At 64.7% G+C, this 25,420-nt stretch carries 18 protein-coding genes and 1 riboswitch; of the genes, 10 read left to right on the top strand and 8 right to left on the bottom strand.

Annotated elements, in window-relative coordinates; all coding sequences use genetic code 11:
• Positions 1-303: 303 nt before the first annotated feature.
• Both AC1PLU_RS18565 and AC1PLU_RS18560 read left to right on the top strand, forming a co-directional pair.
• Positions 304-849 carry a DUF2058 domain-containing protein gene (locus AC1PLU_RS18565; protein WP_481106942.1) on the top strand — a complete coding sequence of 182 codons (546 nt, stop codon included), beginning with the start codon at positions 304-306 and terminating at the stop codon, positions 847-849.
• Positions 850-907: 58 nt separating this feature from the next.
• Positions 908-1,465 carry a DUF3228 family protein gene (locus AC1PLU_RS18560; RefSeq protein WP_481106941.1) on the top strand — a complete coding sequence of 186 codons (558 nt, stop codon included), beginning with the start codon at positions 908-910 and terminating at the stop codon, positions 1,463-1,465.
• A 211-nt stretch (positions 1,466-1,676) separates the two neighbouring features.
• Here AC1PLU_RS18560 and AC1PLU_RS18555 read toward each other — a convergent pair whose 3' ends face one another.
• The 4 genes from AC1PLU_RS18555 to ahcY all read right to left on the bottom strand — a co-directional run bounded on the left by AC1PLU_RS18555 (position 1,677) and on the right by ahcY (position 4,821).
• Entirely contained in the window at positions 1,677-2,270 is a 594-nt protein-coding gene (locus AC1PLU_RS18555; RefSeq protein ID WP_481106940.1) for a porin family protein, read from the bottom strand.
• A gap of 205 nt (positions 2,271-2,475) precedes the next feature.
• Positions 2,476-2,781, bottom strand: a complete 306-nt coding sequence (locus AC1PLU_RS18550) for a hypothetical protein (RefSeq protein WP_481106939.1) — start codon at positions 2,779-2,781, stop codon at positions 2,476-2,478.
• Positions 2,782-2,797: 16 nt separating this feature from the next.
• Positions 2,798-3,046 (bottom strand): hypothetical protein, encoded by a 249-nt coding sequence (locus tag AC1PLU_RS18545; RefSeq protein WP_481106938.1) that lies wholly within the window; start codon positions 3,044-3,046, stop codon positions 2,798-2,800.
• A gap of 332 nt (positions 3,047-3,378) precedes the next feature.
• Entirely contained in the window at positions 3,379-4,821 is a 1,443-nt protein-coding gene (gene ahcY, locus AC1PLU_RS18540; RefSeq protein WP_268212726.1) for an adenosylhomocysteinase, read from the bottom strand.
• A gap of 31 nt (positions 4,822-4,852) precedes the next feature.
• A riboswitch (S-adenosyl-L-homocysteine riboswitch) is annotated at positions 4,853-4,966 on the bottom strand.
• Between the two features lie 137 nt (positions 4,967-5,103).
• Here ahcY and AC1PLU_RS18535 point away from each other — a divergent pair.
• From AC1PLU_RS18535 to AC1PLU_RS18505, 7 genes are all read left to right on the top strand, one after another.
• Positions 5,104-7,623, top strand: a complete 2,520-nt coding sequence (locus tag AC1PLU_RS18535; protein ID WP_481106937.1) for a S9 family peptidase — start codon at positions 5,104-5,106, stop codon at positions 7,621-7,623.
• A gap of 401 nt (positions 7,624-8,024) precedes the next feature.
• Positions 8,025-10,739, top strand: coding sequence for a phosphoenolpyruvate carboxylase (gene ppc / locus AC1PLU_RS18530; RefSeq protein ID WP_481106936.1), 2,715 nt, complete (start codon positions 8,025-8,027; stop codon positions 10,737-10,739).
• Between the two features lie 119 nt (positions 10,740-10,858).
• Entirely contained in the window at positions 10,859-11,431 is a 573-nt protein-coding gene (locus tag AC1PLU_RS18525; RefSeq protein ID WP_006450143.1) for a TetR/AcrR family transcriptional regulator, read from the top strand.
• The gene (locus AC1PLU_RS18520) at positions 11,428-12,465 is read left to right on the top strand and encodes an Lnb N-terminal periplasmic domain-containing protein (protein WP_481093500.1); all 1,038 of its coding nucleotides are present in this window, start codon (positions 11,428-11,430) and stop codon (positions 12,463-12,465) included. The genes AC1PLU_RS18525 and AC1PLU_RS18520 overlap by 4 nt, the downstream gene beginning before the upstream one ends.
• A 77-nt stretch (positions 12,466-12,542) precedes the next feature.
• Positions 12,543-14,495 carry an esterase/lipase family protein gene (locus AC1PLU_RS18515; protein WP_481093620.1) on the top strand — a complete coding sequence of 651 codons (1,953 nt, stop codon included), beginning with the start codon at positions 12,543-12,545 and terminating at the stop codon, positions 14,493-14,495.
• 981 nt (positions 14,496-15,476) lie between these two features.
• Positions 15,477-16,679, top strand: coding sequence for an OmpA family protein (locus AC1PLU_RS18510; RefSeq protein ID WP_481106935.1), 1,203 nt, complete (start codon positions 15,477-15,479; stop codon positions 16,677-16,679).
• 549 nt (positions 16,680-17,228) lie between these two features.
• A complete protein-coding gene (locus AC1PLU_RS18505; protein ID WP_481106934.1) occupies positions 17,229-18,452 on the top strand; it encodes a histidine-type phosphatase in 1,224 nt (407 codons plus the stop codon).
• A 950-nt stretch (positions 18,453-19,402) separates the two neighbouring features.
• Here the strand turns inward: AC1PLU_RS18505 and metK are convergent.
• The gene (metK, locus tag AC1PLU_RS18500) at positions 19,403-20,614 is read right to left on the bottom strand and encodes a methionine adenosyltransferase (RefSeq protein ID WP_006449196.1); all 1,212 of its coding nucleotides are present in this window, start codon (positions 20,612-20,614) and stop codon (positions 19,403-19,405) included.
• Between the two features lie 234 nt (positions 20,615-20,848).
• Between metK and AC1PLU_RS18495 the strand changes: the two genes are divergently transcribed.
• A complete protein-coding gene (locus AC1PLU_RS18495; RefSeq protein WP_023902742.1) occupies positions 20,849-21,937 on the top strand; it encodes a metal-dependent hydrolase in 1,089 nt (362 codons plus the stop codon).
• A 30-nt stretch (positions 21,938-21,967) separates the two neighbouring features.
• On the opposite strand, the gene AC1PLU_RS18490 is transcribed toward AC1PLU_RS18495, so the two are convergent.
• The 3 genes from AC1PLU_RS18490 to AC1PLU_RS18480 form a co-directional block, all read right to left on the bottom strand.
• Positions 21,968-22,795: a methyltransferase domain-containing protein gene (locus AC1PLU_RS18490; protein ID WP_006448524.1), complete on the bottom strand. Its 828-nt coding sequence runs from the start codon at positions 22,793-22,795 to the stop codon at positions 21,968-21,970.
• Between the two features lie 39 nt (positions 22,796-22,834).
• On the bottom strand, positions 22,835-23,833 hold the full coding sequence (gene dusB, locus AC1PLU_RS18485) for a tRNA dihydrouridine synthase DusB (RefSeq protein WP_481106933.1): 999 nt from the start codon (positions 23,831-23,833) through the stop codon (positions 22,835-22,837).
• A 611-nt stretch (positions 23,834-24,444) separates the two neighbouring features.
• Complete coding sequence (locus AC1PLU_RS18480; RefSeq protein ID WP_481106932.1) at positions 24,445-25,401, bottom strand: ribokinase; 957 nt, start codon at positions 25,399-25,401, stop codon at positions 24,445-24,447.
• Between the last annotated feature and the right edge of the window lie 19 nt (positions 25,402-25,420).

Genomic DNA, 25,420 nt, shown 5'->3' with positions numbered 1-25,420 from the left:
GGCCATCACGCGGCAGAGGCACCGTGTCGATCTCAACAAGGCGGTGTATTGGCAGGTTCACAGGTGCGCTACAAGTCACCTTGTCGTGCGATGAGAACAGTGGCGTGTGGCGTCTTCGCCTGGATTGCTTCGCAACTCAACGACGCCACATACGTGCCCCGCGCGCGGGCAGGGGATGGGGATGACGCGTGCTGTCCAGGCGTGGCCGGCGGATGAAGCAGATGCCCCCGGTAAGCGCGCCGAGCACCAGGACCACGCGCTGGCCGCTAAACTATGCCCATACCCACCTGCCGACCCATTCCCATGCGCAATCCACTGCAAGAACAACTGCTCAAGGCTGGCCTGGTCAAGAAGGCCCAGGTGGACAAGGTCGCACGCGAGCAGCTCAAGCAGCGTCACGCCAAGGGCGCAGCGGTGGCGCCGGCAGACGTCGACAAGGTGGACACCGTGCGTCTGCAGGCCGAGCGCGCCGAACGCGATCGCGCGCTGGCCGAGGAGCGCAAGGTGCAACTTCGGCGGCAGGAGGTGCTGGCCCAGGTCCGGCAGATCGTGGAGACCAGCAAGGTCAAGCGCGAGGGCGAGATCGACTACCGTTTCAACGACGGCAGCGTCATCCGCAGCGTGCTGGTCAATCCCACGCTGCGCAGCCAGCTGGCTAGTGGCGCACTGGTGATCGCACGCCACGGCGACAGCTTTGAGCTGATTCCACGCGCAGCCGCCGACAAGGTCTACAGCCGCGATGCGGACACCGTGGTGCTGGACCATGGCTGCGGCAGCGCCCCGGCAGCGACAGACAGCGACGATGACTATTACAGCCAGTTCAAGGTGCCGGACGATCTGATCTGGTAAGTGGCCGCGTGCAAGGCTGCACGCTACCCTGGCGGTCTTTGTCGCCTCCAACACTGCCATGTCGATCGTTCTAACGCCGTTCGCCCGTACCCGCCTGTTCCCGCGCGGTGGTCGCGGCAACGCCATCCAGGACTGCACGCCCGAGCAGTTCATCCAGCGGCTCAATGATGAAGCGCCGGTACGCGTGATCGAAGGCTATGCGCCGTTCTGCCGGTTGCACGTGCACCGCAACTGGACCTCGACCCGCTGCCTTACCGCGCCGATCACCGGCGACAATCGTCACTTGCTGCGTTCCGGCTACGAGGCGCGCAGTACGCAGGAATTGCCGGTGCTGGTGCGTTGGTTCGAAGGTGTCGAACCGCCGGTGGCCACGTATCTCTTGCCGATTTTGTATAGCCGCGATCAGCTAGCGAAAGAAGGCTCGCCCATCGACGCTGACTGGGGCGTAGTCGGTTGCCTCTATACCACCGAGCCGGAGGAAATCCCGATGGCGCCGATCACGATGTTGCGCAACGCACTGGGCGTGGAAGAGGGCGGCTCCGGCACGCCACTGGATCGCGACGCGTATCGGCGCAGCGTTGCGTTCTGGGAACGCAATGCGAATTGGCGGCCGTAGCAGGCAGATCGCTCGTGTCGTATCGTGCGATTTTCGCGCGGCAGACAAAAGAGCACTGCTCTCGAACTCAGGCCTGTCAGCGGCGCGGTGCTGCTTCGCCGCCGCGCGCGTATCCTTTCCCTGAGCGTGAGATGTGGTTGCACTTACGACTGCAGAGCCGAGCTGCGTGTGCTGTTTTCGGACTCGCCGCAGCTCGACATTCTGATGACTGTCAGAACCGATATTCGGCATTCACCGACGCCATGTCGGTGCTCAAGTCCACTTCGAATTTCTTGGCGTTGTAATGGTCGTAGTTGGCGCCGATGCTGAAGTGCTGGCCCAGGTTGTAGCCCACGCCGGCGCCTGCATACCACGACAGCTTGTCCAGGTCGGCGCGGTCCGACACGGTGTCATTGCGCAGGCCTTGACCCTTCCAGCCATACAGCCCACCGCGCATGCTGGCATACCACTTGTCGCCCAGTGCAAAGCGCTGATTCACGCCTACCGTCCATCCACGCAGCTGGCTCTCGTCTTCGACGACCGCGTCACCGTTGAAGAGATTTTTTGCCTGGATATTGCCAAGATCGTTGTAACCAGCTTCCAGACCAATCGATAGCCATGGGAACAGCACGTTCCAGCGATACCCGGCGGAGACGTTGTAGCCGGTATCGCTACCATCGTATGGCCCGCTCTTGAGCGAGGTGCGGCCGACGCCGCCGTTGACGAACCACCCTGATCCGTCGCCGGATGCGCCCTGTGCAAAGACATCGGGTGCTGCTGTCAGGACCAGCGCCGAGAGCGCCAACGTGAGCATGCTTTTTTTCATGACAAGTTCTCTTGAGAATACGAGTGCGGCAGGGAATCACCAACGCAGGCAATGAGTCGGCGCAAGCGTTGCAGCGCGACGTTAATCAGCGGAGTTTGAAAAGTTATTAGCCGCAGGCGTGTGCGCGCAGCGGCCGACATTCTCAAGCCCACCATTGCGTTGATTGCGCCTGGCGAGCCGCCGGTAACCCTCGCGTAGATGCGCGCTAGCCGACGCCGAGCACGGGCATGTCGGGGGCGACCCATGCAACGGTAGTGATCGCGCCTTGCACCAGTCCCTGATCTCTGAGCCGCGCGAACACGGCAGTAGGCGGCCAACCTGCAGGTGCGTCGGCAAAGGGAATCTGCAGTGATTGCAGCAGGCTGAGGATCTTGGAAAGTTCTTGAGGGGTCTTGAAGCTCAGACTCATGCCGTCTTGTATCGAAGTGCCGCGCGCCAGTAATTTCTGGCGCATGGCAACTTCGCAAATGACATGGACATGTTGATCCAGCACAGCGGAGACATAGTTCATGCGCTGCAGCTGCTGCTCAGATTTCGCTCAGGATGTCGGTGCGGCGCTGGTGATATTCCGAGTCCGTGATCAGCTGCTGGGACCTTAGCGTGTCCAGTTCCAACAGTCTGGATTGAGCGGTCTTTGGCACTGCTGACCCTGTCGTCGCGATTGGTGATTTGCGCGACGCCCGCTTTGCGACCCAGACGATCAGGCTGATGACAGCAGCGATGCTGAAAAAAAAGAAGAGAACGATGATCCAGTGCCAGATGCTAAAGCCGCCCATGTTGTTTCCTTTCGACGATGGGTGTTACGTAGTTATCGGTCAGTCTTGCCGCCACGCCGGGTAATTTGCAAGCCTTGAGTGAGTATCGCATACAGGAATAGCTGGCACGCCCACGGCAAAGCTATCGCGGGAGCTCTTGAGTTTCCATGGTGTTGCTCAAGGCGTTGCACTTGCGACGCGCCTTGATGTCGCCGCATGTTGCGAGCATAGTTTGATTGCCATGTGGGTCCGCTTCTACGCATAGCCATCCAGCATCCTACAAAGAAAACGGGCGCCTTTCGGCGCCCGTTCTGCTCAACCTGTGACATCCGGCCAATCATCAGCCCAGGTGATCAGTAGCGGTAATGATCCGGCTTGTAAGGGCCAGCCACGTCCACGCCGAGGTAATCGGCCTGGTCCTTGGTCAGGGTGGTCAGCTTGACGCCGATCTTCTCCAGGTGCAGGCGGGCCACTTCTTCATCCAGGTGCTTGGGCAGGATGTAGACCTTCTTTTCGTAGCTGTCGCGCTTTTCCCACAGGTCGATCTGCGCCAGGGTCTGGTTGGCGAACGAGTTGGACATCACGAAGCTCGGGTGGCCGGTGGCGCAGCCCAGGTTCACCAGGCGGCCGTCGGCCAGCAGGAAGATCGCGTTGCCGTTGCCGAACACGTACTTGTCGACCTGCGGCTTGATGTTGATCTTCTCGACGCCCGGCAGTGCGTTCAGCGCATCGACCTGGATCTCGTTGTCGAAGTGGCCGATGTTGCACACGATGGCCTGGTCCTTCATCGCCTGCAGGTGCTCGACGGTGATGATGTCCTTGTTGCCGGTGGTGGTGACATAGATGTCGCCGCGGCCTAGGGTGGATTCGATGGTGTTGACTTCGAAGCCTTCCATCGACGCCTGCAGGGCGCAGATCGGGTCGATCTCGGTCACGATGACGCGGGCGCCATAGGCGCGCAGCGAGGCGGCACTGCCCTTGCCGACGTCGCCGTAACCGCAGACCACGGCAACCTTGCCGGCCAGCATCACGTCCATCGCGCGCTTCAGGCCATCGGCCAGCGACTCGCGGCAGCCGTAGAGGTTGTCGAACTTGCTCTTGGTGACCGAGTCGTTGACGTTGATGGCCGGGATCAGCAGCTTGCCGGCCTCGGCGATCTGGTACAGGCGGTGCACGCCGGTGGTGGTCTCTTCGGAGACGCCCTTCCAGTCCTTGACCACGCGGGTCCAGTACCCCGGACGCTCGACGGCAACGCGCTTGAGCAGCGCCTTGATCACGCCTTCTTCGTGCGAAGCCGCCGGCTCGTCGACCCAGGTCGAACCGTTTTCGAGCTCATAGCCCTTGTGGATCAACAGAGTGACGTCGCCACCGTCGTCCACCACCAGTTCCGGACCGGTCTGGGTGCCGTCGGGCAGGGTGAAGGTCAGCGCGTCGAGGGTGCAGTCCCAATACTCTTCCAGCGTCTCGCCCTTCCAGGCGAACACGGGGGTGCCGGTGACCGCGATCGCGGCGGCGGCATGGTCCTGGGTGGAGAAGATGTTGCACGAGGCCCAGCGCACGTTGGCGCCGATGTCCTTGAGCGTTTCGATCAGCACGGCGGTCTGGATGGTCATGTGCAGCGAGCCGGTGATGCGCACGTCCTTCAGCGGCTTGCTCTGCGCATGCTTGCGGCGGATCGACATCAGGCCCGGCATCTCGTGCTCGGCGATGTCCAGCTCCTTGCGGCCCCAATCGGCCAGGGAGAGGTCGGCGACCTTGTAGTCGGTATGTGGGGCGATTTTCGTGACAGCGTTCATGCAATAGCTCCGGTAAGCAGATCAATGTCTGCAATTCGGGGCGCCGTTGAACGATGAATGCTTGTCGAGCCTGGCCGTATTGCCTGCACGGTTTGTGCAGTTGGCGGATCAGTCCGCCATACCGGTCGCAGCGCCCCTCGACGAGAGCGTTGATTATATCGGCAGCACCCCCCTCCGGCATGAATTGGCCGGCATCAATTGGCATGACCCCCAACCAACGGCAGGGGAGTCGCCGACCAACGGCTGCTATGGTCCAGGGTCGATCGAGACCGGGGACGGACAATGCAGGCAAAGCGGAATGCGCAGGGCAGGCGGCAATACACGTGGGCGTGGGCGGGCGTGTTGGCGCTGAGCGCGCCGCTGCTGGCATCGGCGGCCAGCACGCCAACTGTGCAACCCACTGCGGCGGCCAGCGGGTACCAGTTGCCCTCCAAGGCGCTGCAGGCGGTGGTGGACGCACCGCGCGCGCCACTACTGCACATCTCGCCGAAACGTGATCTGGCTGCGATGCTGCAAATGCCGGCGCTGCCGGATATCGCCGAGGTCGCCCAGCCCGAGCTCAAGCTGGCCGGTCTGCGCATCCATCCCAAGACCTTCACCAGCAGCCGGTTTGCCTTCGCCGGCAAGCTGTGGCTGCTGTCGGTAGCCGACGGCAGCGAGCGGCAGATTGCCGGGCTGCCGTCGCCACTGTCGCTGGCTACGTTGAGCTGGTCGCCGGATCAACGCTACCTGGCGTTCCGCCGCGAGGATGCGACCAGCGGTGCAAACGAGCTGTGGCTGGTGGATGTGTCGGCCGGGCAGGCGCGGCGTCTGGTGGCCGGCTTGAACACCAGCGTCAACGACGAGTTGGGCTGGTTGCCCGATGGCAGCGGGCTGCTGGTTCAGCAGCAAGTGGCAGGGCAGGGCGCGCCGCCCACGCGCGATGCGGTGCCGGACGGTCCTGCGACCCAGCAGACCAGCGCCGCCGCCGGCGTGCGTTCGCTGCCGACCTATCAGGACCTGCTGCGCAACGAGGCCGATGCGCGCGTATTCGAGTACTACGCCACCGGCCAGCCGATCATCGTCAGCGTCACCGGGCAGGTCCGCCCGATTGCCGCGCCCGGCATCTATCTCAATCTGTCGGTGTCGCCGGATGGCCGTTACATCCTGAGCGAACGCAGCGAGCGGCCGTTCTCGTATGTGGTGCCGGTGGACAATTTCGCGCGTCGCATCGAAGTGCTGGACCTGCAGGGCAAGCTGGTTCGGCAGATCGCCAAGTTGCCGCTGGTGGAAGGCCTGCCGACCGGCAACGACGCAGTGCCCACCGGCGTGCGCGATATCGCCTGGCGCGTTGATGCACCGGCCACGCTGGTCTGGGCCGAAGCGCAGGACGATGGCGACCCGGCACGCTCCAGCAAGATCCGCGATGCGGTGCTGATGCAGGCCGCGCCGTTCGCGCGTGCACCGGTGACGCTGGCGCAGTTGGGCAGCCGTTTTGACGGCATCCAGTGGGGCCGGGGCGATCTGGCCATCCTCAGCGAGAGCTGGTGGAAGACCCGCCGCACCAAACAGTGGCGCATCGCGCCGGATCAGCCGCAGCGCGCACCCGAACTGCTGTGGGACCGTTCCTCGCAGGACCGCTACAACGACCCCGGCACGCCGGCGACGGTGGCCGATGGCAAGGGCCGCGCGCTGCTGCAGACCGGTGCCGATGGCAACAGCCTGTTTCTGCTCGGCAAGGGCGCCTCGCCGGAAGGCGATCGCCCGTTCGTGGATCGCTTCGATCTGCAGAGCAAACGCGCCGCGCGTCTGTTCCATTCCCAGGCGCCGACCTATTCCGCGCCGCTGGCATTGCTGGATGCGCAGGGCACGCAGTTGCTGCTCAGCCGCGAATCGCCCGAGGAGCCGGCCAATTACTTCGTGCAGGCACTGGGCGATGCAGCGCCTGCGCCGCGCGCGTTGACGCATTTCGCGCATCCCCTGCCGCAGTTGCGCGGCGTGCAGAAGGAGCAGATCCGTTACAAACGCGCCGATGGCGTGGACCTCACCGCCACGCTGCTGCTGCCGCCCGGATACGACCCCAAGCGTGATGGCCCGCGGCCGCTGCTGATGTGGGCCTACCCGGGTGAGTTCAAGAGTGCCGACACCGCCAGCCAGGTCACCGACTCGCCGTACCGCTTCAATGCGATCAGCTACTGGGGGCCGCAGGCGTTTCTGGCGATCGGTTATGTGGTGCTCAACAACCCGACCATGCCGATCGTCGGCGAAGGCGATGCCGAACCCAACGACACCTATGTGCCGCAGTTGATCGCCGACGCGCAGGCGGCGGTGGACGAAGTGGTGCGACGCGGTGTCACCGACCGCGAACACATCGCCATCGGCGGGCATTCGTACGGCGCTTTCATGACCGCCAATCTGCTCGCGCATACGCGGTTGTTCAAGGCCGGCATCGCGCGCAGTGGTGCCTACAACCGCACGCTCACGCCATTCGGTTTTCAGGCCGAAGAACGCAATTACTGGCAGGCGCAATCGGTGTATCAGGCGATGTCGCCGTTCAACTACGCCGACAAGATCAAGGACCCGCTGCTGCTGATCCACGGCCAGGACGACAACAACACCGGCACCTTCCCGATTCAGAGCGAGCGCATGTTCGCTGCGATCAAGGGGCTGGGCGGTAACGCACGCCTGGTGATGCTGCCCAACGAGTCGCATGCCTACCGTGCGCGGCAATCGATCCTGCAGATGCTGGCCGAGAGCGAGCAATGGTTGAAGACCAATCTCGGCGAGCCGGTGAAGGAGACCGGCGCGACGCGCACGCGTTGATCGAGAGTGCGCTGGCACCCGTAGGAGCGCGCTCGCGCGCGATGAGGCGTCACCGATAAAGCTTCGTCGCGCCCGGGTGCGCTCCTACGGTGGATGCGGCCGCCGCGCGTCCCGGGAAGATTCGCTGCGGCGTCCACACGATTCTCGCGATCACCCGTAGGAACGCACCTGGGCGCGACGGGGCATGACCAGGACAGCCACACCGCGGAGGAGCGGGCTTGCCCGCGACGGGGCATTACCGGGAAAGCCACGTCGCGCGCGAGCGCGCTCCTACGAGAGCCATCGATAGGGGGCTCTGGTACGCGATGGTTGGCGTTGAAACCGTCGCGCTTGTCGCAACCATCTAATCCTTTTGGGTTAGTCTTCGACGACTTTGCGCTTGAAGAGGGTGTGCGTTTCCGATGAACGAGTACCGCAGCAGTCTTGTGTTCGCTACCCCCGATCTTGCCTTGCGCGACGATGTGCGTCGGCTCGGTGCACTGGTCGGTGATCTGCTCGCCGAGCAGGTCTCTGCGGAATTCCTCGAAGAGATCGAACATGTCCGCACCACGGCGATTGCGCGGCGCGAGGGCGATGCACCGCCGTCCACGCTGAGCGAGCAACTGACCGGACGCGAGCCGCGCGAAGCCGAGTCGTTGGTGCGGGCCTTCAGCACTTATTTCCAGGTGGTCAACATCGCCGAGCGCGTGCATCGCATCCGCCGCCGCCGCGAGTACCAGCGCAGCAGTACCGACACCCCGCAGCCGGATGGCTTGCACGATGCATTGCGCCGGCTCAAGGCGCAGGGCGTGACGCTGGACGAACTCAGCGAATGGCTGCCGCGTATCGACGTGGAGCCGGTGTTCACCGCGCACCCCACCGAAGCGGTGCGGCGCGCGCTGCTGGAAAAAGAACAGCTGATGGTCGCCAGCCTGGTCGACAACCTGGATGGCATGCGCACGCCCAACGAGCGCGCCACCGATGCGGCGCGCTTCCGCATGGCCCTGACCGCCTCCTGGCAGACCGCCGATTCCTCGCCGGTGCGTCCCACCGTGGAAGACGAGCGCGAGCATGTGGGGTTCTATCTCACCCAGGTGCTGTATCGCGTGGTGCCGGTGATGTACGAAACCCTCGAACACGCCATCGAAGAAACCTACGGCAGCGTGCCGACCCTACCGCGCCTGCTGCGCTTCGGCACCTGGGTGGGCGGCGACATGGATGGCAATCCCAATGTGGATGCCACCACCATTGCCGGCACGCTGGATGCGCAGCGACGCGCGGTGCTGGATCGCTATCGAAACGAGCTGTGGCAACTGGCCAGCCTGCTCAGCCAGTCGACCACGCTGGTGGCAGTCAGTGCGGAATTGAGCGAGCAACTGGAGCGCTACCGCGCACTGCTGCCGGAGGACGCCGCACGCTCGCGCCCGCGCCATGGCGACATGCCGTACCGGCTGCTCAACGATCTGATGCGCGCGCGTCTGCAGGCCACGCTGGACGATGCCGAGGGCGCCTACACCGCACCGTCCGAGCTGGAACACGATCTGCAATTGATCCTGGACAGCCTGCAGGCCAACAAGGGGCTGCACGCCGGTTGGTTCGCGGTGCGCCGTCTGTTGTGGCGCGTGCGCACGTTCGGCTTCCATCTGGCCCGTCTGGATGTGCGCCAGGAATCGAGCGTGCATGCGCGTGCGGTGGCCGATGCATTGGGCCAGGCCGATTGGGACGACCAGGACGCCAAGCAGCGCGCTGCCTTGCTCGGCCCGTATGCCTCCGGCGAGCAGGTGCTGCCGCGCGTAGCCGACGAAGGCAATGCACGGCTGGATGCGGTGTTCGCCGCGCTCGCAGATGCACGCAGCCGCCACGGCGCCGATGCGCTGGGCAGCTATATCATCTCGATGGCGCACAACCGCGCCGACGTACTCACCGTGCTCGCGCTGGCGCGACGCGGGGGCCTGGTCGACGACGCCGGCGCCGTGCCGCTGGATATCGTGCCGCTGTTCGAAACCGTGGACGATCTGCGCGGCGGCACCGGCACCGTGCAGGATCTGCTCGCCGATCCGGTCTATCGCCAGCATCTGGCCGCGCGCGGCGATACGCAGATGGTGATGCTGGGCTATTCGGACAGCGGCAAGGACGGTGGCATCACCGCCTCGCGTTGGGGCCTGCAGCGCGCGCAGGTGGAATTGCTTGAAGCTGCTGCCGAGTTGGGCGTGCGGCTGACCTTCTTCCACGGCCGTGGCGGCTCGATCGCGCGTGGCGGCGGCAAGACCAGCCGCGCGCTGGATGCCGCACCGCGCGGTAGTGTCGATGGCCGCCTGCGCGTCACCGAGCAGGGCGAGGTGATCCATCGCAAGTACGGCATTCGTGCCTTGGCATTGCGCTCGCTGGAACAGATGACCGGCGCGGTGCTGCTCTCCAGCCTGCGCCCGCGTGCGCCCGAGCCACGCGAGGATCGCTGGCGGCCGGTGATGGATCTGGTCGCCGAACAAAGCACCGTGGCGTATCGCGCGTTCGTTGGCGCGCCGGATTTCATGCAGTATTTCCGCCGCGCCACGCCGATCGACGTGATCGAACGCATGACCCTGGGTTCGCGCCCGTCGCGGCGCCTGGGCCAGGACGCGGCGTTGTCCAACCTGCGCGCGATTCCGTGGGTGTTCGCGTGGAGCCAGGCGCGTGCGGTGATCCCGGGCTGGTACGGCGTGGGCAGCGGCCTGCAGGCGGCAGTGGATGCGGGACATGAAGAGACCTTGCGCGAGATGGCGCAGGACTGGCCGTTCTTCCGCACCTTTCTGGACGACGTGGCGATGGTGCTGTCGAAGGGCGATCTCAACATCGCCGAGCTGTTTTCGCGGCTGTCGGGTGAACTGCATGAGCGCTTTTTCCCGGGCATTCGCGACGAACTGGCGCTGACCAAGGGCTGGGTGAAGGCGTTGACGGGGCAGCAATCGCTGCTGCAGCACGACCCGCGGCTGGCCTTGTCGATCCGCCTGCGCAACCCCTACATCGACCCGATCAGCGTGTTGCAGGTGGATCTGCTGCAACGCTGGCGTGCCACCGATGGCGAAGACGACGAGCTGCTGCGCGCACTGGTCGCCTGCGTCAACGGCGTCTCGCAAGGCGTGCAGAACACCGGCTGATCCGGTCTGCTGCTCCGGCCGTCCGCTCCGACGGCCGGATCAGACCGTTGGTCGGAGAGGGTGCGGATTCGTCAAGCGGACTCTGGCGTTACCGGACAAATCTGTCCGATAATGCCGCCATGACGACTCCCCGCCCTGATGCCGCGCTGCGCCGCCGGCAGATACTCGATGCCGCCGACGAAGTGTTCAGCGAACACGGCGTCAATGCCCCGCTGGAACTGGTGGTCGAACGTGCCGGCCTTGGCCGCGCTACGCTGTATCGCAATTTTCCCGATCGGCTCGCGCTGATGACCGCGCTGATGACCCGCGGCCTGGACGGGCTGGAGCGGCTGGCCGCCGATCTGGGCGAGCGCCCGGACGGGCTGGCCGTGCTGCTGCACGACGTGGCCGAGCACATCGCCCAATCCGCACCGCTGGTGGATTTCTGGCGTTCGATCGAACGCGCGCACCCGGCCGTGGAAGCGGCCGACCGGCGTGTGGTGCGCATCTTCCTGCCGTTCGTGCATCGTGCCCGCGACGCCGGCCTGTGCCGCGCCGATGTCGACGACGAGCAGTTGCTGCTGGTGATCGACATGCTGGGCAGTTGCCTGCGTGGCAATGACGAATCCGAACGCAAACGGCTTGCCCATCGCTCGGCCGATCTGCTGATGCATGCGCTGGGCATGCAGGTGCCGGAAGGCGGCACCCGATGACACCGGCCACGCGGTCCCGCCTCGGTCGCTGGGCGCTGCGCGTGGCGCTGGTGCTGGCCGCGCTATGGGGTGGACTTGCGATCTACTTCGCGATCACTGGCAATGCGTTCGTGCGCGCGGCCTGGGTGGGCTCGTGGTGCGCGATGGCGCTGGCGGCGTTGTGGGGCCTGCGCCGTGGCCGCGAGAACTGGGCGTTGGTGGGCATCTTCAGTGCGGCGTTTGCGGTGCTGGCGGTGTCGTGGTGGATGATGCAGCCCAGCCAGGACCGCGACTGGGCCGACGATGTTGCACAGCGGCTGCAGCCCGAAGTGCACGGCAACATCGTCACATTGCGCAGCGTGCGCAATTTCGATTGGCAGAGCGAAACCGACTACCAGCCGCGTTGGGAAACCCGCCAGTACGATCTGGACCGTCTGGTCAGCGCAGATCTGGCGCTGTCGTACTGGATGGGGCCTGCCATTGCGCACACGCTGGTGTCGTTCGGCTTCGACGACGGCTCGCACGTGGTGTTCTCGCTGGAAATCCGCAAGGAACGCGGCGAGTCGTTTTCTGCATTGGGCGGGTTTTTCCGCAGCTTCGAAGAAACCCTGGTGGCCGCCGACGAGCGCGACATTCTGCGCGTGCGGACCAACGTGCGTGGCGAGGACATGTATCTGTATCGGCTGGCGATTCCCAAGGCCGGTCTGCGCCGCATGTTCATGGGTTATGTGCGCATGGCCAACGACTTGAATCGCGCCCCGGCGTTCTACAACACGCTCACCAGCAACTGCACCACGATTGTGTTTGCGCTGGCGCGGCAATTGCAGCCGACGCTGCCGCTGGATCATCGCCTGCTGCTGTCCGGCTACGTGGACGCATACGCCTACGATCATCAGGGCCTGCTGCCCGGCTACGATTTTGCCACCTTGAAGCAGCGCGGGCATTTCACCGCACGTGCGATCGCAGCCGATAAGGCGGCAGATTTCTCCGAGCGTATTCGTGTCGGCATGCCGCAGGCCCCGGCGCCTGCTGCCACCACGAGCGCACCCCGGTGACGTCGCGCCTGCGTGGACGCCGCACCGCTGCATTGTTGGCGGGTGTGCTGGGCAGCCTGTTGCTGAGCGGCTGTGCCATGGTCACGGTGCAATCGCACAGCAGCGGCGACTACATCGCGCGTACACGCGGAGATGTGCTCAGCACCGGCGCGTTGAGCCAGGCCAGCAGCGAGACCCTGCAGGTGGCCGGGCTGCAACCCAAGGCCTGCCGCAGCGACCCGCTGCCCTGCCTGCAGCAACTCACCAGCGTGGCGGGCATCGGCGACGAGCGCCGTCTGGCAACGCAAGCCGAGCTATGGACCGCGCATGCGATTGCCTTGGGCGGGCGCGACCCGACAACGATGAGCGACGCAGCAGTCGACGCCTGGCTGGAAGCCGCGCGGCATGCGTACGCGTACCTGTTTTTCACCGATCGGGCGCCGAGTGCGCGTGCGTTTGAAAATCGCCAGACGCAGGTGCGCGACTATTACAACTACGCCGTGCAGCAGGTGATCGAACGCCTGTTCGCACGCGCGCAGCAGACCGGCCAGAGCGAGCGCGAACCGACCAGCATAGGCCGCTGGCAGGTCGGTATCGACATGTCTGCGTATCGGTTACCGGGCGGCGGCAACACGCCACGCGCAATCTTCGCCGCCTCGGCCTTGCGCTTCAACGGACTGCGCAGCACCTATCGGCGCGATGGCTTCGGTGCCGAGCTGGTGGCCGAAGTGGACCCGCAAGTGGTCGGCGATCCCGCCGGGCTGGCCTTGCAACAAGCCGCCACTGCAGTCGCATCGCCAGAGCGCCCGTTGCCCACTTTCAGCGAGATGCCGTACGCACCGGCCACGCTGCTGCTGCGTTTCGAAGGCGAGACGCTGGATGCCGTGCTACGCGGCAACATCGCCACTGTGGTGCCGTACGACCCGTATCGCCAGAACGAGGTGGTGCTGCATGGGCAGCGCGTGCCGCTGGCGGCCAACTTCACTGCCGCCTATGGCTTGTGGCTGGCCAAATCCGGTTTTGCCGCGCAGTCGTTGCGCTCGATGCTGGGCAGTGCGCGCGGCATCGATCGCCCGCATCTGTATCTGATGCAGCCCTACGATCCGGACCGACGCGTGCTGCTGATGCTGCACGGGCTGGCCAGCAGCCCGGAAGCCTGGGTCAATGTCGCCAACGAGGTGATGGGCGATGAAACGCTGCGCCAGCGCTATCAGATCTGGCAGGTGTATTACCCGACCAACGCGCCGGTGGCGGTCAACCGCGCAGAAATCCATGCATTGGTGGAGCGCAGCCTGCAGCACTTCGACCCGGCCGGCACTGCGATCGCATCGCACGATATGGTGTTGATCGGCCACAGCATGGGCGGGGTGATCGGGCGCTTGCTGGTGTCGTCTTCCGGCGACACGTTGTGGAATTCATTGCTGGAAAACTACCGGTTGGAAGGCGAGCGCGGCGCACGCGTGCGCGCGAAGTTGTCGCCGCTGCTGCATTTTTCGCCACTGCCGCAGGTCGACCGCGCCATCTTCATCGCCGCGCCGCATCGCGGCACGCCGTTGGCCGAAGGCGGGCTGGGGCGCTTTGTCGGCCGCCTGGTGCGTTTGCCGATCGCCTTGCTGGATCGCTTCGGCGATGTGCTGCAGGACTTGGCCAACAGCGAGCGTGACGGGCAGGGCGGCGATCCGCGACGCAAAGGCCGGCTGTTGCCGCCGACCAGCATCGACAACCTGCGCGATACCGACCCGTTCGTGCGCGCCAGCATGGACCTGCCGATCTCCCCACAGGTGCATTACCACACCATCGTCGGGCGCGAAAAACCGCAGGTGCCGCTGGCCGATTCCGACGATGGTCTGGTGCCTTATCGCAGCGCACATTTGCAGGGCGCCGAGTCGGAACTGGTGGTGACCTCCTGGCATAGCGTGCAGGAAACGCCGCAGGCGATTCTGGAGATTCGCCGCATCCTGCATGCGCAGCTGCAGGCCGAGGAGGCGGGAAACACGAGTGCGCACGGCGCGCAAGGCGAGATACCGGCTGCACCCTCGGCAACGTTCTGAAAGCAAGCAGAATTGAAACGCCGTTGTTGTCAGCGAATGGTCGGTGCGCATGGTGTTGCGTTCAAGAAAACAGCCGGCCAACTCTCTGGTGAGGGCACCGCGCCCTTGACGCTGCGAGTTGGTTGCAGGGCCCTTGCTCGCCCACCATCGCAGGACACGCTGCAAGTACGTCCTTGTAAGCTCTTACGCGGCATCCATGCCGCGTAAGGTCCCGCGACGGTGGGCGGGCAAGGACCAGTCGAGAGTGTCGTTTTGCATGGTGCAAGCAATGCATGACGTGCGTGGTTTAGGTGACGGCGCGCCCGATCAGCTTCCAAGACAAGCCGAGAAATAGGCAGGCTTTCAACAAGGCAACCTATAACTGTCTGGTGCGGTGTCCTCGCCGATTGCGGGACCGTGTGGCGGCATGGATGCCGCCACCGAGCCCCCAGGGATGGGTTCACGGCGTGTCCCGCGAGCGGTGAGGGCACCGCGCCCTCGACGCTGCGAGTTGGCTGCAGGGCCCTTGCCCGCCCACCATCGCAGGACACGCCGCAAGTACGTCCGTGTAGGCTCTTACGCGGCATCCATGCCGCGTAAGGTCCCGCGACGGTGGGCGGGCAAGGGCTAGTCGAGATGGTCGATGTGCAGTGTTTTAAATAAGGCAACCAGCAGACTGGCTGACGCCGTGTCCTGTCCTCAATAAAGTAACCAGCAACCTGTCTGGTGCGGTGTCCTCGCCGATTGCGGGACCGTGTGGCGGCATGGATGCCGCTACCGAGCCTCCAGGGATGGATTCACGGCGTGTCCCGCGAGCGGTGAGGGCACCGCGCCCTCGACTAACTAGGCTTTTGACTGCATTCACCAAAAAATGGCCGACAAAATCACTGCACTCACGCCTGGCAGCCGCGCAGCGGTGTTGTTCGCCGTTCTTAGCGCATTGTTTACCAGTCTCATGCTATCAGGCGGTTCTCTCGAACACGCTCCAACAAGGAAGACGCGATGCGCAAGACGCTGTCGGCAGTGATCTGGGTGCCCTTGCTGCTGGCCGGTTGCGGCCGCGGCGAAGGTCAGAAGAGCGCGGCAGACGCTGCGGGTGCAATGCCGCCGGCCGCGCAGACTGCAGCGCGTACATCCGATGCGCCGCCGGCCACCGATGAGGCGGTGCCCGAGTTCCCGTCCATCCCGTTGATCGTGGTGCCGGACATCGCCGGCGTGACCCCGGCGCAACGCGCGCTGGAAGCCTCGCTGCAGGACATTCTCGACCCGATCGAAGGCGTCAGCGTTGCGCCGGCACGTTGCGGCGATGGCGGCACGCTGATCAACGATGCCGGCATCACCAGCGTCGATGCCAACGGCAATCTGCTGCGCAACGGCGACGGCGGGCTGTTCGACCTCAAGGCCGACGGCAGCGGCACCGCCAACTTCGAGGGCGGCCTGATCAGCGTCAACGCCGACGGCAGCGGCACCATCAATGCGAGCGGCGCCGGTGGCGACGATGCGATCATCCAGGTGCAGGCCAATGGTGCCGGCTCCTACAACGGCCCGGCCGGTCTGATCAGCCTGGACGCCAAGGGTGCGGGTACCTGGAATAGCGACAAGAGCGGCTTGGTCAACAATCACGGCGATGGCAGCGGCACCTGGAACGGTCCACGCGGCCTGATCACCATCAACGCCGACGGTTCGGGAACCTGGAACGGCCCGGACGGGCTGGTGCAGAACCGCGGCGATGGCACCGGTACCGTCGGCACACCGCCGCGCGAGGTACGCATGCCGCCGCTGCCGAAGGTGCCGCCCGCCGGGCGCTTTCCGCTGCTGCAGAAATTCGCACCTCCCGGTGCGCCGTGCGGCTATCTGATCACCTTGAACGAGCGCATCCTGTTCGACTTCGACAAGGCCGAGATCCGCCCCGATGCCGTGCGCGTACTGGACGTGCTGGCCGCCGCACTCGGCAAGGTCAGCACCAAGGACATGCAAGTGCGCGGGCATACCGATGCCAAGGGCAGCGACGCCTATAACCAAGCGCTGTCCGAGCGCCGCGCCGATGCGGTACTGGCCGCATTACGCACACGCGGTGCCGCGCAGTCGGCCGGCGCAAAGGGCTACGGCGAATCGCAGCCGGTAGCACCGAATACGCTCAATGGACAGGACAACCCGGGCGGGCGGCAGCTCAATCGGCGTGTGGAGATATTCCTGCGCACCTGAGTGCGAGCCGATCTGCGCGGCATCGCTCGCATGGAGACGCAGGGCCGTGCGAGCGCGGACAGGTGACGTACCACGCACGCGGCTTGGGCGTGTGTCGATGGGCTGATGCCGGCCCATCTGCATGTCATCGTGCTGCTGCCTTGTGCAGTGCGTCCTGACGACCGGTGTGTCGGGTTAGCCACGCAAGGCAGCGCACCCTGCGGCGAGTCATGGTTAGACAAGAGTGATACCCCACTTAGTACCGCAACTGCGGCTGATTCCGGGGATCTATCGCCGCGTGGCGGCTGCCCGGACATTTGAGGAAGTTTCGCCAGGTGTCGTCTGCCTTGCATATTGGCACCGTACATTCCGCCATGACCAACGGGATGACCGCCAAGTATGTGTTCCAGGCAAGCGATGAAAACGGGGCAGGGTGGTGAACAGACGCCCGCAGGCGATGACAGCAGCGACGCGCTGGGGATTGCGTTGTTGCCGTCGCGTGGGATCACTGCGCCGTTGCACGCAGGTGTCAGGCAAGACTCGAAGACAGCGCCTCGGCCGCGCTGGCTGATGCCGGCACTCGTATTTGGCGTGCTGCTGATCGCTTGCACGCCGCGGCCCTCTGCGCCGCCTGCAGTCGTTCAGACCGCGCAATTGGAGCGCGTGGTTGTCGTGTTCCGGCATGGTGTACGTGCGCCGTTGCAGGGCGAAGCCGCCGCAGCGCACTACGCAGACGCACCGTGGCCGCAGTGGTCCACCCCGGCCAGCCTGCTCACTGCGCATGGGCGCATCGGTGTGCAATTAAGCGGCGAGTATCTGCGCCAATGGCTGGCGCAGCACAAGGTGTTGCCGAGCAGCGGTTGCCCGGCGCCAGGCAGCGTGTCGATCTGGGCCAACACCGATCAGCGCACCATCGACAGCGGCGCCTTGCTGGCCGAGGCGCTGGCACCCGGTTGCGGCATCGTGGCCGGGCACCGTGAGGCCGGCAGCAACGACCCGTTGTTTCGACCGATCGAAGCCGGCGCGGTTGCATTCGATGCCGCCGCAGCAGTGGCATCGATCGAAAAGCAGACCGGTGGTCCTGCCGCGTTGCTGCAAGGGCATGCGGCCGAACTGCAGGCGATGCAGCAGATTCTGGGCTGCACCCGCACGCCCTGCGACTTTGCGCAGATGCCATCCACGCTGACGCCGTCTGCCAATGGCCGCGGCCTGGCCTTGGGTGGGCCGATCGATCTGACCTCCGGCACCGGCGAGGTCCTGCTGCTGCAATACGCCGAAGGCTTGCCGCAGTCGCAGGTCGGCTGGGGCCGCGCCACGCCCGAGCGGCTGGCGCAGGTCTCGCGGCTGCATGCGCTGCTGTTCGACATCTATGCACGGCCGCACTACATAGCCGCGCGCTCGGGCGCACCGCTGGCGCGCGAAGTGCTGCAACGCTTCGGTGACGCGCAGGCGGCGAAGGTGTCGCTGTTCGTCGGCAGCGACACGCATATCGCCGCGTTGAGCAGTTTGCTGGGTGTGCACTTTCACTTGCCCGGCTACGGCGTGGATGATCCGCCGCCGGGCGGTGCGTTGGTGCTTAGCCTATGGCGCGAGCCGAGTGGGAAGCAGGTGGTGCGTGCGCAGTATCTGGCGCAATCGCTGGACCAACTGCGGACGCTGGCGCCGCTCAATCTGGAGCATCCGCCGTTGCAGCAGAAGTTGGCGCTTGGCATTTGCACAGCAGAGCAACGCATGGCGTGCCCGTTGCCGGAGTTCACGCAGGCGCTTGAGAAGCAGCTGCAACTCGATCGGTAAACCGTGTAGCAGCAATCTTTATCTCGAAAAAGGCGATCAGTGGCCGTTCCTTCTCCCACCGGTAGAAGGTGCCCCGCAGGGGCGGATGAGGGTACGTGCGAAGCCTGGCGTCATCGATTACTCAAGGAGGCTTCGCCCCGTACCCCTCATCCCAACCCCCGCTTCGCGCCCCGGCTCGCGCTTGCGGCGCGGGCGCTCCAAGGCATGCGCGCCAGTGGCGCGCAAGAAGTGCCTTCTCGCCCCGAGGGGAGAGGGGCGAGAAACACGGTCTTGCCCGGAAATGACACCACGTTCCTAATTGTCGCTGTCGCAAAGCAAAGCTAAAGGCTTTCAAGCGGCCTAATGCTTACTGATTCCGCAGGCGATGTTGTCGGTATCAATTCAACACGTTGCCATTCGACGCTGCTGCCATAGTGCCAGTCGTTGAACTATCACTTCGCCAGCGAAGTCCACGCTCCGAAGCTCGATCAGTTCAACCAGACCCCGCTTTTCTTTCAGTCGCCGACAATGATCGGTGGTGCTTGCACGCGTGCCGGCGTGGGACCTTACGCGGCATGGATGCCGCGTAAGAGCCTACACGGACGTACTTGCGGCGTGTCCCACGTCGGTACGCGTGCAAGCGCCCGCAGCAAACCGAAGCATTCGCATGAAAACGCCAGATGTCGTGTGCAAGGCCGATCGGTATGCGGAGTCGGTCGGCGGCGCGGTGCCACATCCGGTGTCGGGACACGCCGTAAATCTATCCCTGGAGGCTCGGTGGCGGCATCCATGCCGCCACCCGGTCCCGCCCCCGGACGCGACACCGCGCTCCCAGTATTGCTACCGCTGATCGGCAGGCGATGCTCCCCACGCAAGCATTGATCACGATACGCGTTCCGCTAAAACGCACATGGGCCGCATCAGCGGCCCATGTGCAACTCACTACATCCACTCCCGCAGGAGCCGCTGACTTACTTCAGCTTGGCGTCGGCGCGCAGCGCGTCGGCACGGTCGGTCTTTTCCCACGAGAACGCGGTGGCGTTGTGCTGCGCACCGGTTGCGTCGGTGTAGCTGAAGTCCTTCGGCTTGCGGCCGAAGTGACCGTAGGAGGCGGTCTGCTGGTACATCGGGTGGATCAGGTCGAGCATCTGGATGATGCCGAACGGGCGCAGGTCGAAATGCTTGCGGATCAGTTTTTCGATCTGCTCGTCGGCGATCTTGCCGGTGCCGAAGGTGGTGACCGAGATCGAGGTCGGCTCGGCCACGCCGATGGCGTAGGAAACCTGCACTTCGCAACGGTCGGCCAGGCCGGCAGCCACCACGTTCTTGGCCACATAGCGCGCAGCGTAGGCAGCCGAACGATCGACCTTGGACGGATCCTTGCCCGAGAACGCACCGCCGCCGTGACGTGCCCAGCCGCCGTAGGTGTCGACGATGATCTTGCGACCGGTCAGGCCGCAATCGCCCACCGGGCCGCCGATCACGAACTTGCCGGTCGGGTTGATGTGGAACTTGGTGCCCTTGTGCAGCCACTTGGCCGGCAGCACCGGCTTGAGGATTTCCTCGCGCACCGCTTCGATCAGGTCTTTCTGCTTGACGCCCGGATCGTGCTGGGTCGACAACACCACCGCATCGATCGCAGTCGCAACGCCGTCTTCATAGCGCAAGGTGACCTGCGACTTGGCATCCGGACGCAGCCAGGACAGCGCCGAGTTCTTCTTCTTGCGGATCTTGGCCTGCTGCTCGACCAGACGGTGTGCCAGGTGGATCGCCGCCGGCATGTGGCTGTCGGTCTCGTTGGTCGCATAGCCGAACATCAGCCCCTGATCGCCGGCGCCCTGCTGTTCCGGGTTCTTGCGGTCAACGCCCTGATTGATGTCCGGCGACTGCTTGCCGATCAGGTTGAGCACACCACAGGTCTCGCCGTCGAAGCCGACGTCGGAGCTGTTGTAGCCGATGTCCAGGATCACCTTGCGGGTGAGCGCTTCCAGGTCGATCCAGGCGCTGGTGGTCACTTCGCCGGCAACGATCGCAACACCGGTCTTGACCATCGTCTCGCACGCCACGCGGGCACGCTTGTCCTGGGCCAGGATGGCATCCAGCACAGCGTCGGAGATCTGGTCGGCGATCTTGTCCGGATGGCCTTCGGAGACCGATTCGGAGGTGAACAGGTAGCTGGACATCTGGCTTATATCCCTTGATTCGGATGAAAAGATGGCTGCGGATGATACACGCCCCGCATGTCCGTTGCATTGTGCGCCTGAACAGGTGGCAATGGAGTTAAGCAGACGTCGGTGACAGCAAGGCGCTGCCGTGCAGGACGACCAGCCAAGCCTCGCCACTGATCGCCCTGCATTCAACTGAAAACGCGTACAAACATGCCTGCCAATGCATGTTGGGCCTGCTAGCATCGGGCGATGGATTCATTGACCCAGATCGTTCTCGGCGGCGCCGTCGCTGCCGCCATCGCCCCGGCCGGACAGCGCCGTGCCGCCCTGTTGGCCGGCGCGGCACTGGGCACTTTGCCCGATCTCGACGCACTGGCGCTGCTGCCCTTTACCAGTGACCCGGTCACGCAGATGACCGTGCATCGCAGCGCCAGCCATTCGTTGTTGGTGCTGCCATTCGTCGGTTGGCTGATCTGGTGGCTATACCGCCGCTACGGCAACCGGCGCGTGGCCAGTGCGCCCAAGCGCTGGTTCTGGGCGATTCAACTGGCCTTGATCACGCACCCCTTGCTGGATGCCTTCACTGTCTATGGCACCCAGCTGTGGTGGCCGTTGCAGCCGCATCCGGCGATGTGGTCGAGTGTGTTCATCATCGATCCGGGCTACACGCTATGGCTGTTGCTGGCCTGTGCAGTGGCGTGGTTTGCACGTGCGCGGCCGCTTGCCCAGCACGCGTTGGTGATCGGGCTTGCGTTGAGTTCTGCGTATCTGGGTTGGTCGCTGCTGGCCAAGCACCTGGTCGACCGCGAAGCCGACCGCGCGTTGGCCGCACTCGGCTTGAAGGATGCGCCGCGCTTCTCGGTGCCGATGCCGCTCAACACTCTGTTATGGCGGGTGGTGGCGATGACGCCCAACGGCTATGTGATCGGCGAGCGCTCGCTGGTGGCCGACAAGGGCCCGATGCAGTTCCGCGGCTATTCCAGCAACACCCAGGCCTTGGGCGAAGTGGCGAGGTTCGATTCGGTGCGCCGGCTGACCTGGTTCAATCGCGGCTTCATGCGCGCGCGCCTGGTCGACGACGAGTTGATGCTCAGCGATCTGCGCATGGGCCTGGAGCCGGACTACAACTTCAACTTCGTGGTCGCCCATCGCGAAGACGGGCAGTGGCAGCCGATTGCGCCGCGGCAGGTCCAGGCGGCTTACCGGGCGCCGGTGGCACGCGATCAGATCGGCGAAGTGCTGGCGCAGATGTGGCACCGCATCTGGCACGAGCCGGCCGGCACGGTACTGACCGGCGATCTGGAACATGCCGCCGCGCCTGCGCCGGTGACTCAGTAGAACCGCGCAGTAGACCCTCTCGGCGCCCGCTCAATACACCGTGGCGCGCGCCTGCACAAACGAATAGAAGAACACCGCATTCGGGTCGCTGTGCACCTGCGCCAGTTCGCGGCGCATGCCGTCCACGGTGTCTGCGTTGACCGCGCCGGCCTGCAGCAATTGCTCGGCCGCCGACAGCAGCACTTCTTCCCAGAACCCGATCATGGTCTTGCGCCGGCCCGGCTCGCGGTTGTCCAGGTGCAGCGTCTTGATCTCGGTCTGCACATCGCGAAAGCCGCCGGCCAGCAGCAGGTTGCCCAGCTTGGCGCCGACGAACGGATCGCCGCCCTGGTCGTGCTGAAAATCGTTGAACGCCATCCAGTAGCGCCACAGATTCGGCGAGTAAGGATGCAGCAGGAACGAGGCATTCATGACCTCGGTGACGTACACCGGCGAACCGGGCAACAGCACGCGGCGCACTTCGTTGAGCACGCGTGCGGGTGAGGGCACATGTTCGAGTACCCAACACAGGAATGCCGCATCGAATTGACGCGCCTCGAACGGCAGGTCGGTCGCATCGGCCTGTTGCAAGGTGTAGCGCTCGCGGCACCACGCCAGCCGCTCGAGATTCGCGCGTGCCGCGCCCAACTGCGCCTCGCTCAAGTCCACGCCGGTGACATGCAGGTCGGGAAAGCGGCGCAGCAGGATCTCGGTTTGCGCGCCTACGCCGCTGCCCACTTCCAGCAGACGTCGCGCCCCGCTGTAGTCGATCTGATTGAACAAGGTGGCTTCGAGCAAGCGCGCCTGTTTGAGTAGGCGTGCCTGTTCGGTGGGCGAAAAACCATGCAGATAGGTGGGTGTATCGCCAGGTGCGCTCATGCGTGCAGCTCTCAAAAAATTGAAGCTAGAAAATCAGGTTCAGGCTGCGGCCGACAGCGCCGGCGACACACCGGCGATCAACGCATCGAAATAATCGCGGGTCAGCGCCAGCTGCGCCTCTGGTGTTTCGGCGCGATTGACTACCGCGCGGAAGTCGGCGCTTTGCGGGTGATCCTTGGCGTACCAGCCCAGATGCTTGCGCGCGATGCGCACACCTTGCGGCTGCCCGTAGAACGCATGCAGCGCTTCCAGATGGCCAAGCAAGGTGTCGCGCACGAACGCCAACGACGGCGGCGGCAACAGCTCGCCGGTGGCCAGGTAATGCGCCACCTCGCCGAAGATCCACGGCCGCCCCTGCGCGGCGCGGCCGATCATCACCGCATCCACGCCGGTGTCGCGCAGCACCTGCGCAGCCTTCTGCGGCGAGTCGATATCGCCATTGGCGATCACCGGAATCTGCAACGCAGCCTTGATTTCGGCAATGGTCGCGTACTCCGCACTGCCGGTGTAATGCTGATCGCGGGTGCGCCCGTGCACGGCTAGCGCGGCGATGCCGCAGTCCTGCGCAATGCGCGCAATGGTCGGGCCGTTGCGATGATCGCAATCCCACCCGGTGCGGATCTTCAAGGTCACCGGCACATTCACCGCCTGCACCACTGCGCGCAGGATGCGCGCCACCAGGTCTTCGTCGCGCATCAGCGCCGAGCCGGCCCAGGCATTGCAGACTTTCTTTGCCGGGCAACCCATGTTGATGTCGATCAGCTGCGCGCCGTGGTCCACGTTGTAGCGTGCGGCCTCGGCCAGCTGCTGCGGCTCGGTGCCGGCAATCTGCACGCTGATCGGATCCGGCTCGCCGGCATGGTCCATGCGGTGCAGCGATTTGCGCGTGCCCCAGAAACGCGGATCGGAGATGGTCATCTCCGACACCGCCAGCCCGGCGCCCAGCCGCTTGCACAACAGCCGGAACGGCTTGTCGGTGACGCCGGCCATCGGGGCCAGGATCACCTTGGGGTCGATGGAGTAGGGGCCGATGTGCATGGCGGCATTGTAGCTGGGAGGGGAAGGGGGAGTCGGGAATGGGGATTGGGGAATCGTAAGAGCGCTTGCGGGCTTCGGCCTGAGCGATTGCTAGGAGTCGTTCGAGCGATGTCGGCGTGATTGGCAAAGTGCGACGTGTAAAGGACGACAGTGACGGGAGTATTGGTTGGCCGTACCTCACTCCAACTGTGCTGTGGAGTTGACTGTTTTCCGTCGTAACCCTCACCCCAACCCCCGCTTCGCGCCCCTGCCCGCGCTTGCGGCGCGGGCTCCAAGGCACACGCGCCAGTGGCGCGTAAGCAGCGCCTTTTCGCCCCGCGGGGAGAGGGGCTTTGTTTCCTTCTCCCATCGGGAGAAGGTGGCGCGTTAGCGCCGGATGAGGGTACGGGCGCCGACACTGCATCAGGCCTCGTCCTGTTTACCCCAGACGACTGTCCGATGAAGAGGACAGAGGTTTCGTTGCTGACAGTGTTCGCAGCATCCGTCGGCAGACAGGTCTCAACATGCCGTTCTCCAATCAAAAACAGTCTCTAACATGCAGTCCAACGCCCTGAACGCAAAAGGCGACCGCATCGCTGCGGTCGCCTTCGTCGTCGCGTGAAGCGTGCGGATCAAACGGCCGGTTCGGGCACCATTCGCGGCATCGAAGTAGCAGCGCCTTCCACTTCGGTGGAGCGTGCGGCATAGCGGGTGGCAAAGCGCACGTGGGTGTTGAAGCTGGCGGTGGGCGATTGCGCCAGCGAGGCCACCAGCGCGCCATTGAAGGCATCGCCGGCGCCGGTGGTGTCGACCGTCTGCGCGCTTTCCGCACCCACGCGGTAATGCGCGGCCGTATCGCCACGCAGCTGTTCTTCTGCGTGCGAAATGAACGCGCCCACCGAACCCAACGTCACCACCACGGTGCCGCCCGGCAGCAACTTGCGGCATAGCGAATGCAGCGTGTTGCCGTCCAGCGCCGCCACATCGTCGGCGTTGATGCGTTCGCCAACATGGCGGCCGAGCAGGGCGGCGAATTCGGTTTCGTTGGGCGTCAGCACATCCGACAGTTTGAGCAGACCGATCGAAGTCGGCGCATTGGCCGGCGCGGCGTTGAGCACAGTGAGCACGCCGCATTCGCGCGCCAAGGCCAACGCCGATTCGATGGTTTCCGCCGGCGATTCCAGCTGCGCCAGCAACACCCGGGACGAGGCGACCAGCGCGCGCTGGTTGTCGACGAACGCGGCGCTCAGCACCGAGTTGGCACCGGCACCGATCACAATGGTGTTGCGGCCGTGCGCATCGACATAGATGCCGCCGGTGCCGGTCGGCTCATTGCTGGGCTCGGCGATCAGCGCGAAGCCATCGTGCGCCGCCAGCGAGCGCGCCAGCGCACCGCCGGCATCGTCGCCCAGCGCGCACAAAAAATGCGTCTTGACGCCGGCACGCGCGGCCGCGACCGCCTGATTGAACCCCTTGCCCCCCGGGCCGGTGCTGTAGCGACCGGCGATGGTGGCACCCGGCGCGGGCAGGACATCACAGCGCCACACGTGATCGACATTGAAGGACCCGACAACGACGACCGAACTCATAAATACCCTTAACTTGAAT

Source organism: Xanthomonas sp. NCPPB 2933 (assembly GCF_056725225.1).
The sequence above is the reverse complement of the archived record's forward strand: the minus strand, read 5'-3'. Positions and strand labels throughout refer to the sequence as shown.

Coding starts and splice junctions, on each gene's coding strand:
- AC1PLU_RS18565 (WP_481106942.1), top strand. CDS start 304: ATGCGCAATCCACTGCAAGAACAACTGCTCAAGGCTGGCCTGGTCAAG.
- AC1PLU_RS18560 (WP_481106941.1), top strand. CDS start 908: ATGTCGATCGTTCTAACGCCGTTCGCCCGTACCCGCCTGTTCCCGCGC.
- AC1PLU_RS18555 (WP_481106940.1), bottom strand. CDS start 2,270: ATGAAAAAAAGCATGCTCACGTTGGCGCTCTCGGCGCTGGTCCTGACA.
- AC1PLU_RS18550 (WP_481106939.1), bottom strand. CDS start 2,781: ATGAACTATGTCTCCGCTGTGCTGGATCAACATGTCCATGTCATTTGC.
- AC1PLU_RS18545 (WP_481106938.1), bottom strand. CDS start 3,046: ATGGGCGGCTTTAGCATCTGGCACTGGATCATCGTTCTCTTCTTTTTT.
- ahcY (WP_268212726.1), bottom strand. CDS start 4,821: ATGAACGCTGTCACGAAAATCGCCCCACATACCGACTACAAGGTCGCC.
- AC1PLU_RS18535 (WP_481106937.1), top strand. CDS start 5,104: ATGCAGGCAAAGCGGAATGCGCAGGGCAGGCGGCAATACACGTGGGCG.
- ppc (WP_481106936.1), top strand. CDS start 8,025: ATGAACGAGTACCGCAGCAGTCTTGTGTTCGCTACCCCCGATCTTGCC.
- AC1PLU_RS18525 (WP_006450143.1), top strand. CDS start 10,859: ATGACGACTCCCCGCCCTGATGCCGCGCTGCGCCGCCGGCAGATACTC.
- AC1PLU_RS18520 (WP_481093500.1), top strand. CDS start 11,428: ATGACACCGGCCACGCGGTCCCGCCTCGGTCGCTGGGCGCTGCGCGTG.
- AC1PLU_RS18515 (WP_481093620.1), top strand. CDS start 12,543: ATGGTCACGGTGCAATCGCACAGCAGCGGCGACTACATCGCGCGTACA.
- AC1PLU_RS18510 (WP_481106935.1), top strand. CDS start 15,477: ATGCGCAAGACGCTGTCGGCAGTGATCTGGGTGCCCTTGCTGCTGGCC.
- AC1PLU_RS18505 (WP_481106934.1), top strand. CDS start 17,229: ATGCCGGCACTCGTATTTGGCGTGCTGCTGATCGCTTGCACGCCGCGG.
- metK (WP_006449196.1), bottom strand. CDS start 20,614: ATGTCCAGCTACCTGTTCACCTCCGAATCGGTCTCCGAAGGCCATCCG.
- AC1PLU_RS18495 (WP_023902742.1), top strand. CDS start 20,849: ATGGATTCATTGACCCAGATCGTTCTCGGCGGCGCCGTCGCTGCCGCC.
- AC1PLU_RS18490 (WP_006448524.1), bottom strand. CDS start 22,795: ATGAGCGCACCTGGCGATACACCCACCTATCTGCATGGTTTTTCGCCC.
- dusB (WP_481106933.1), bottom strand. CDS start 23,833: ATGCACATCGGCCCCTACTCCATCGACCCCAAGGTGATCCTGGCCCCG.
- AC1PLU_RS18480 (WP_481106932.1), bottom strand. CDS start 25,401: ATGAGTTCGGTCGTCGTTGTCGGGTCCTTCAATGTCGATCACGTGTGG.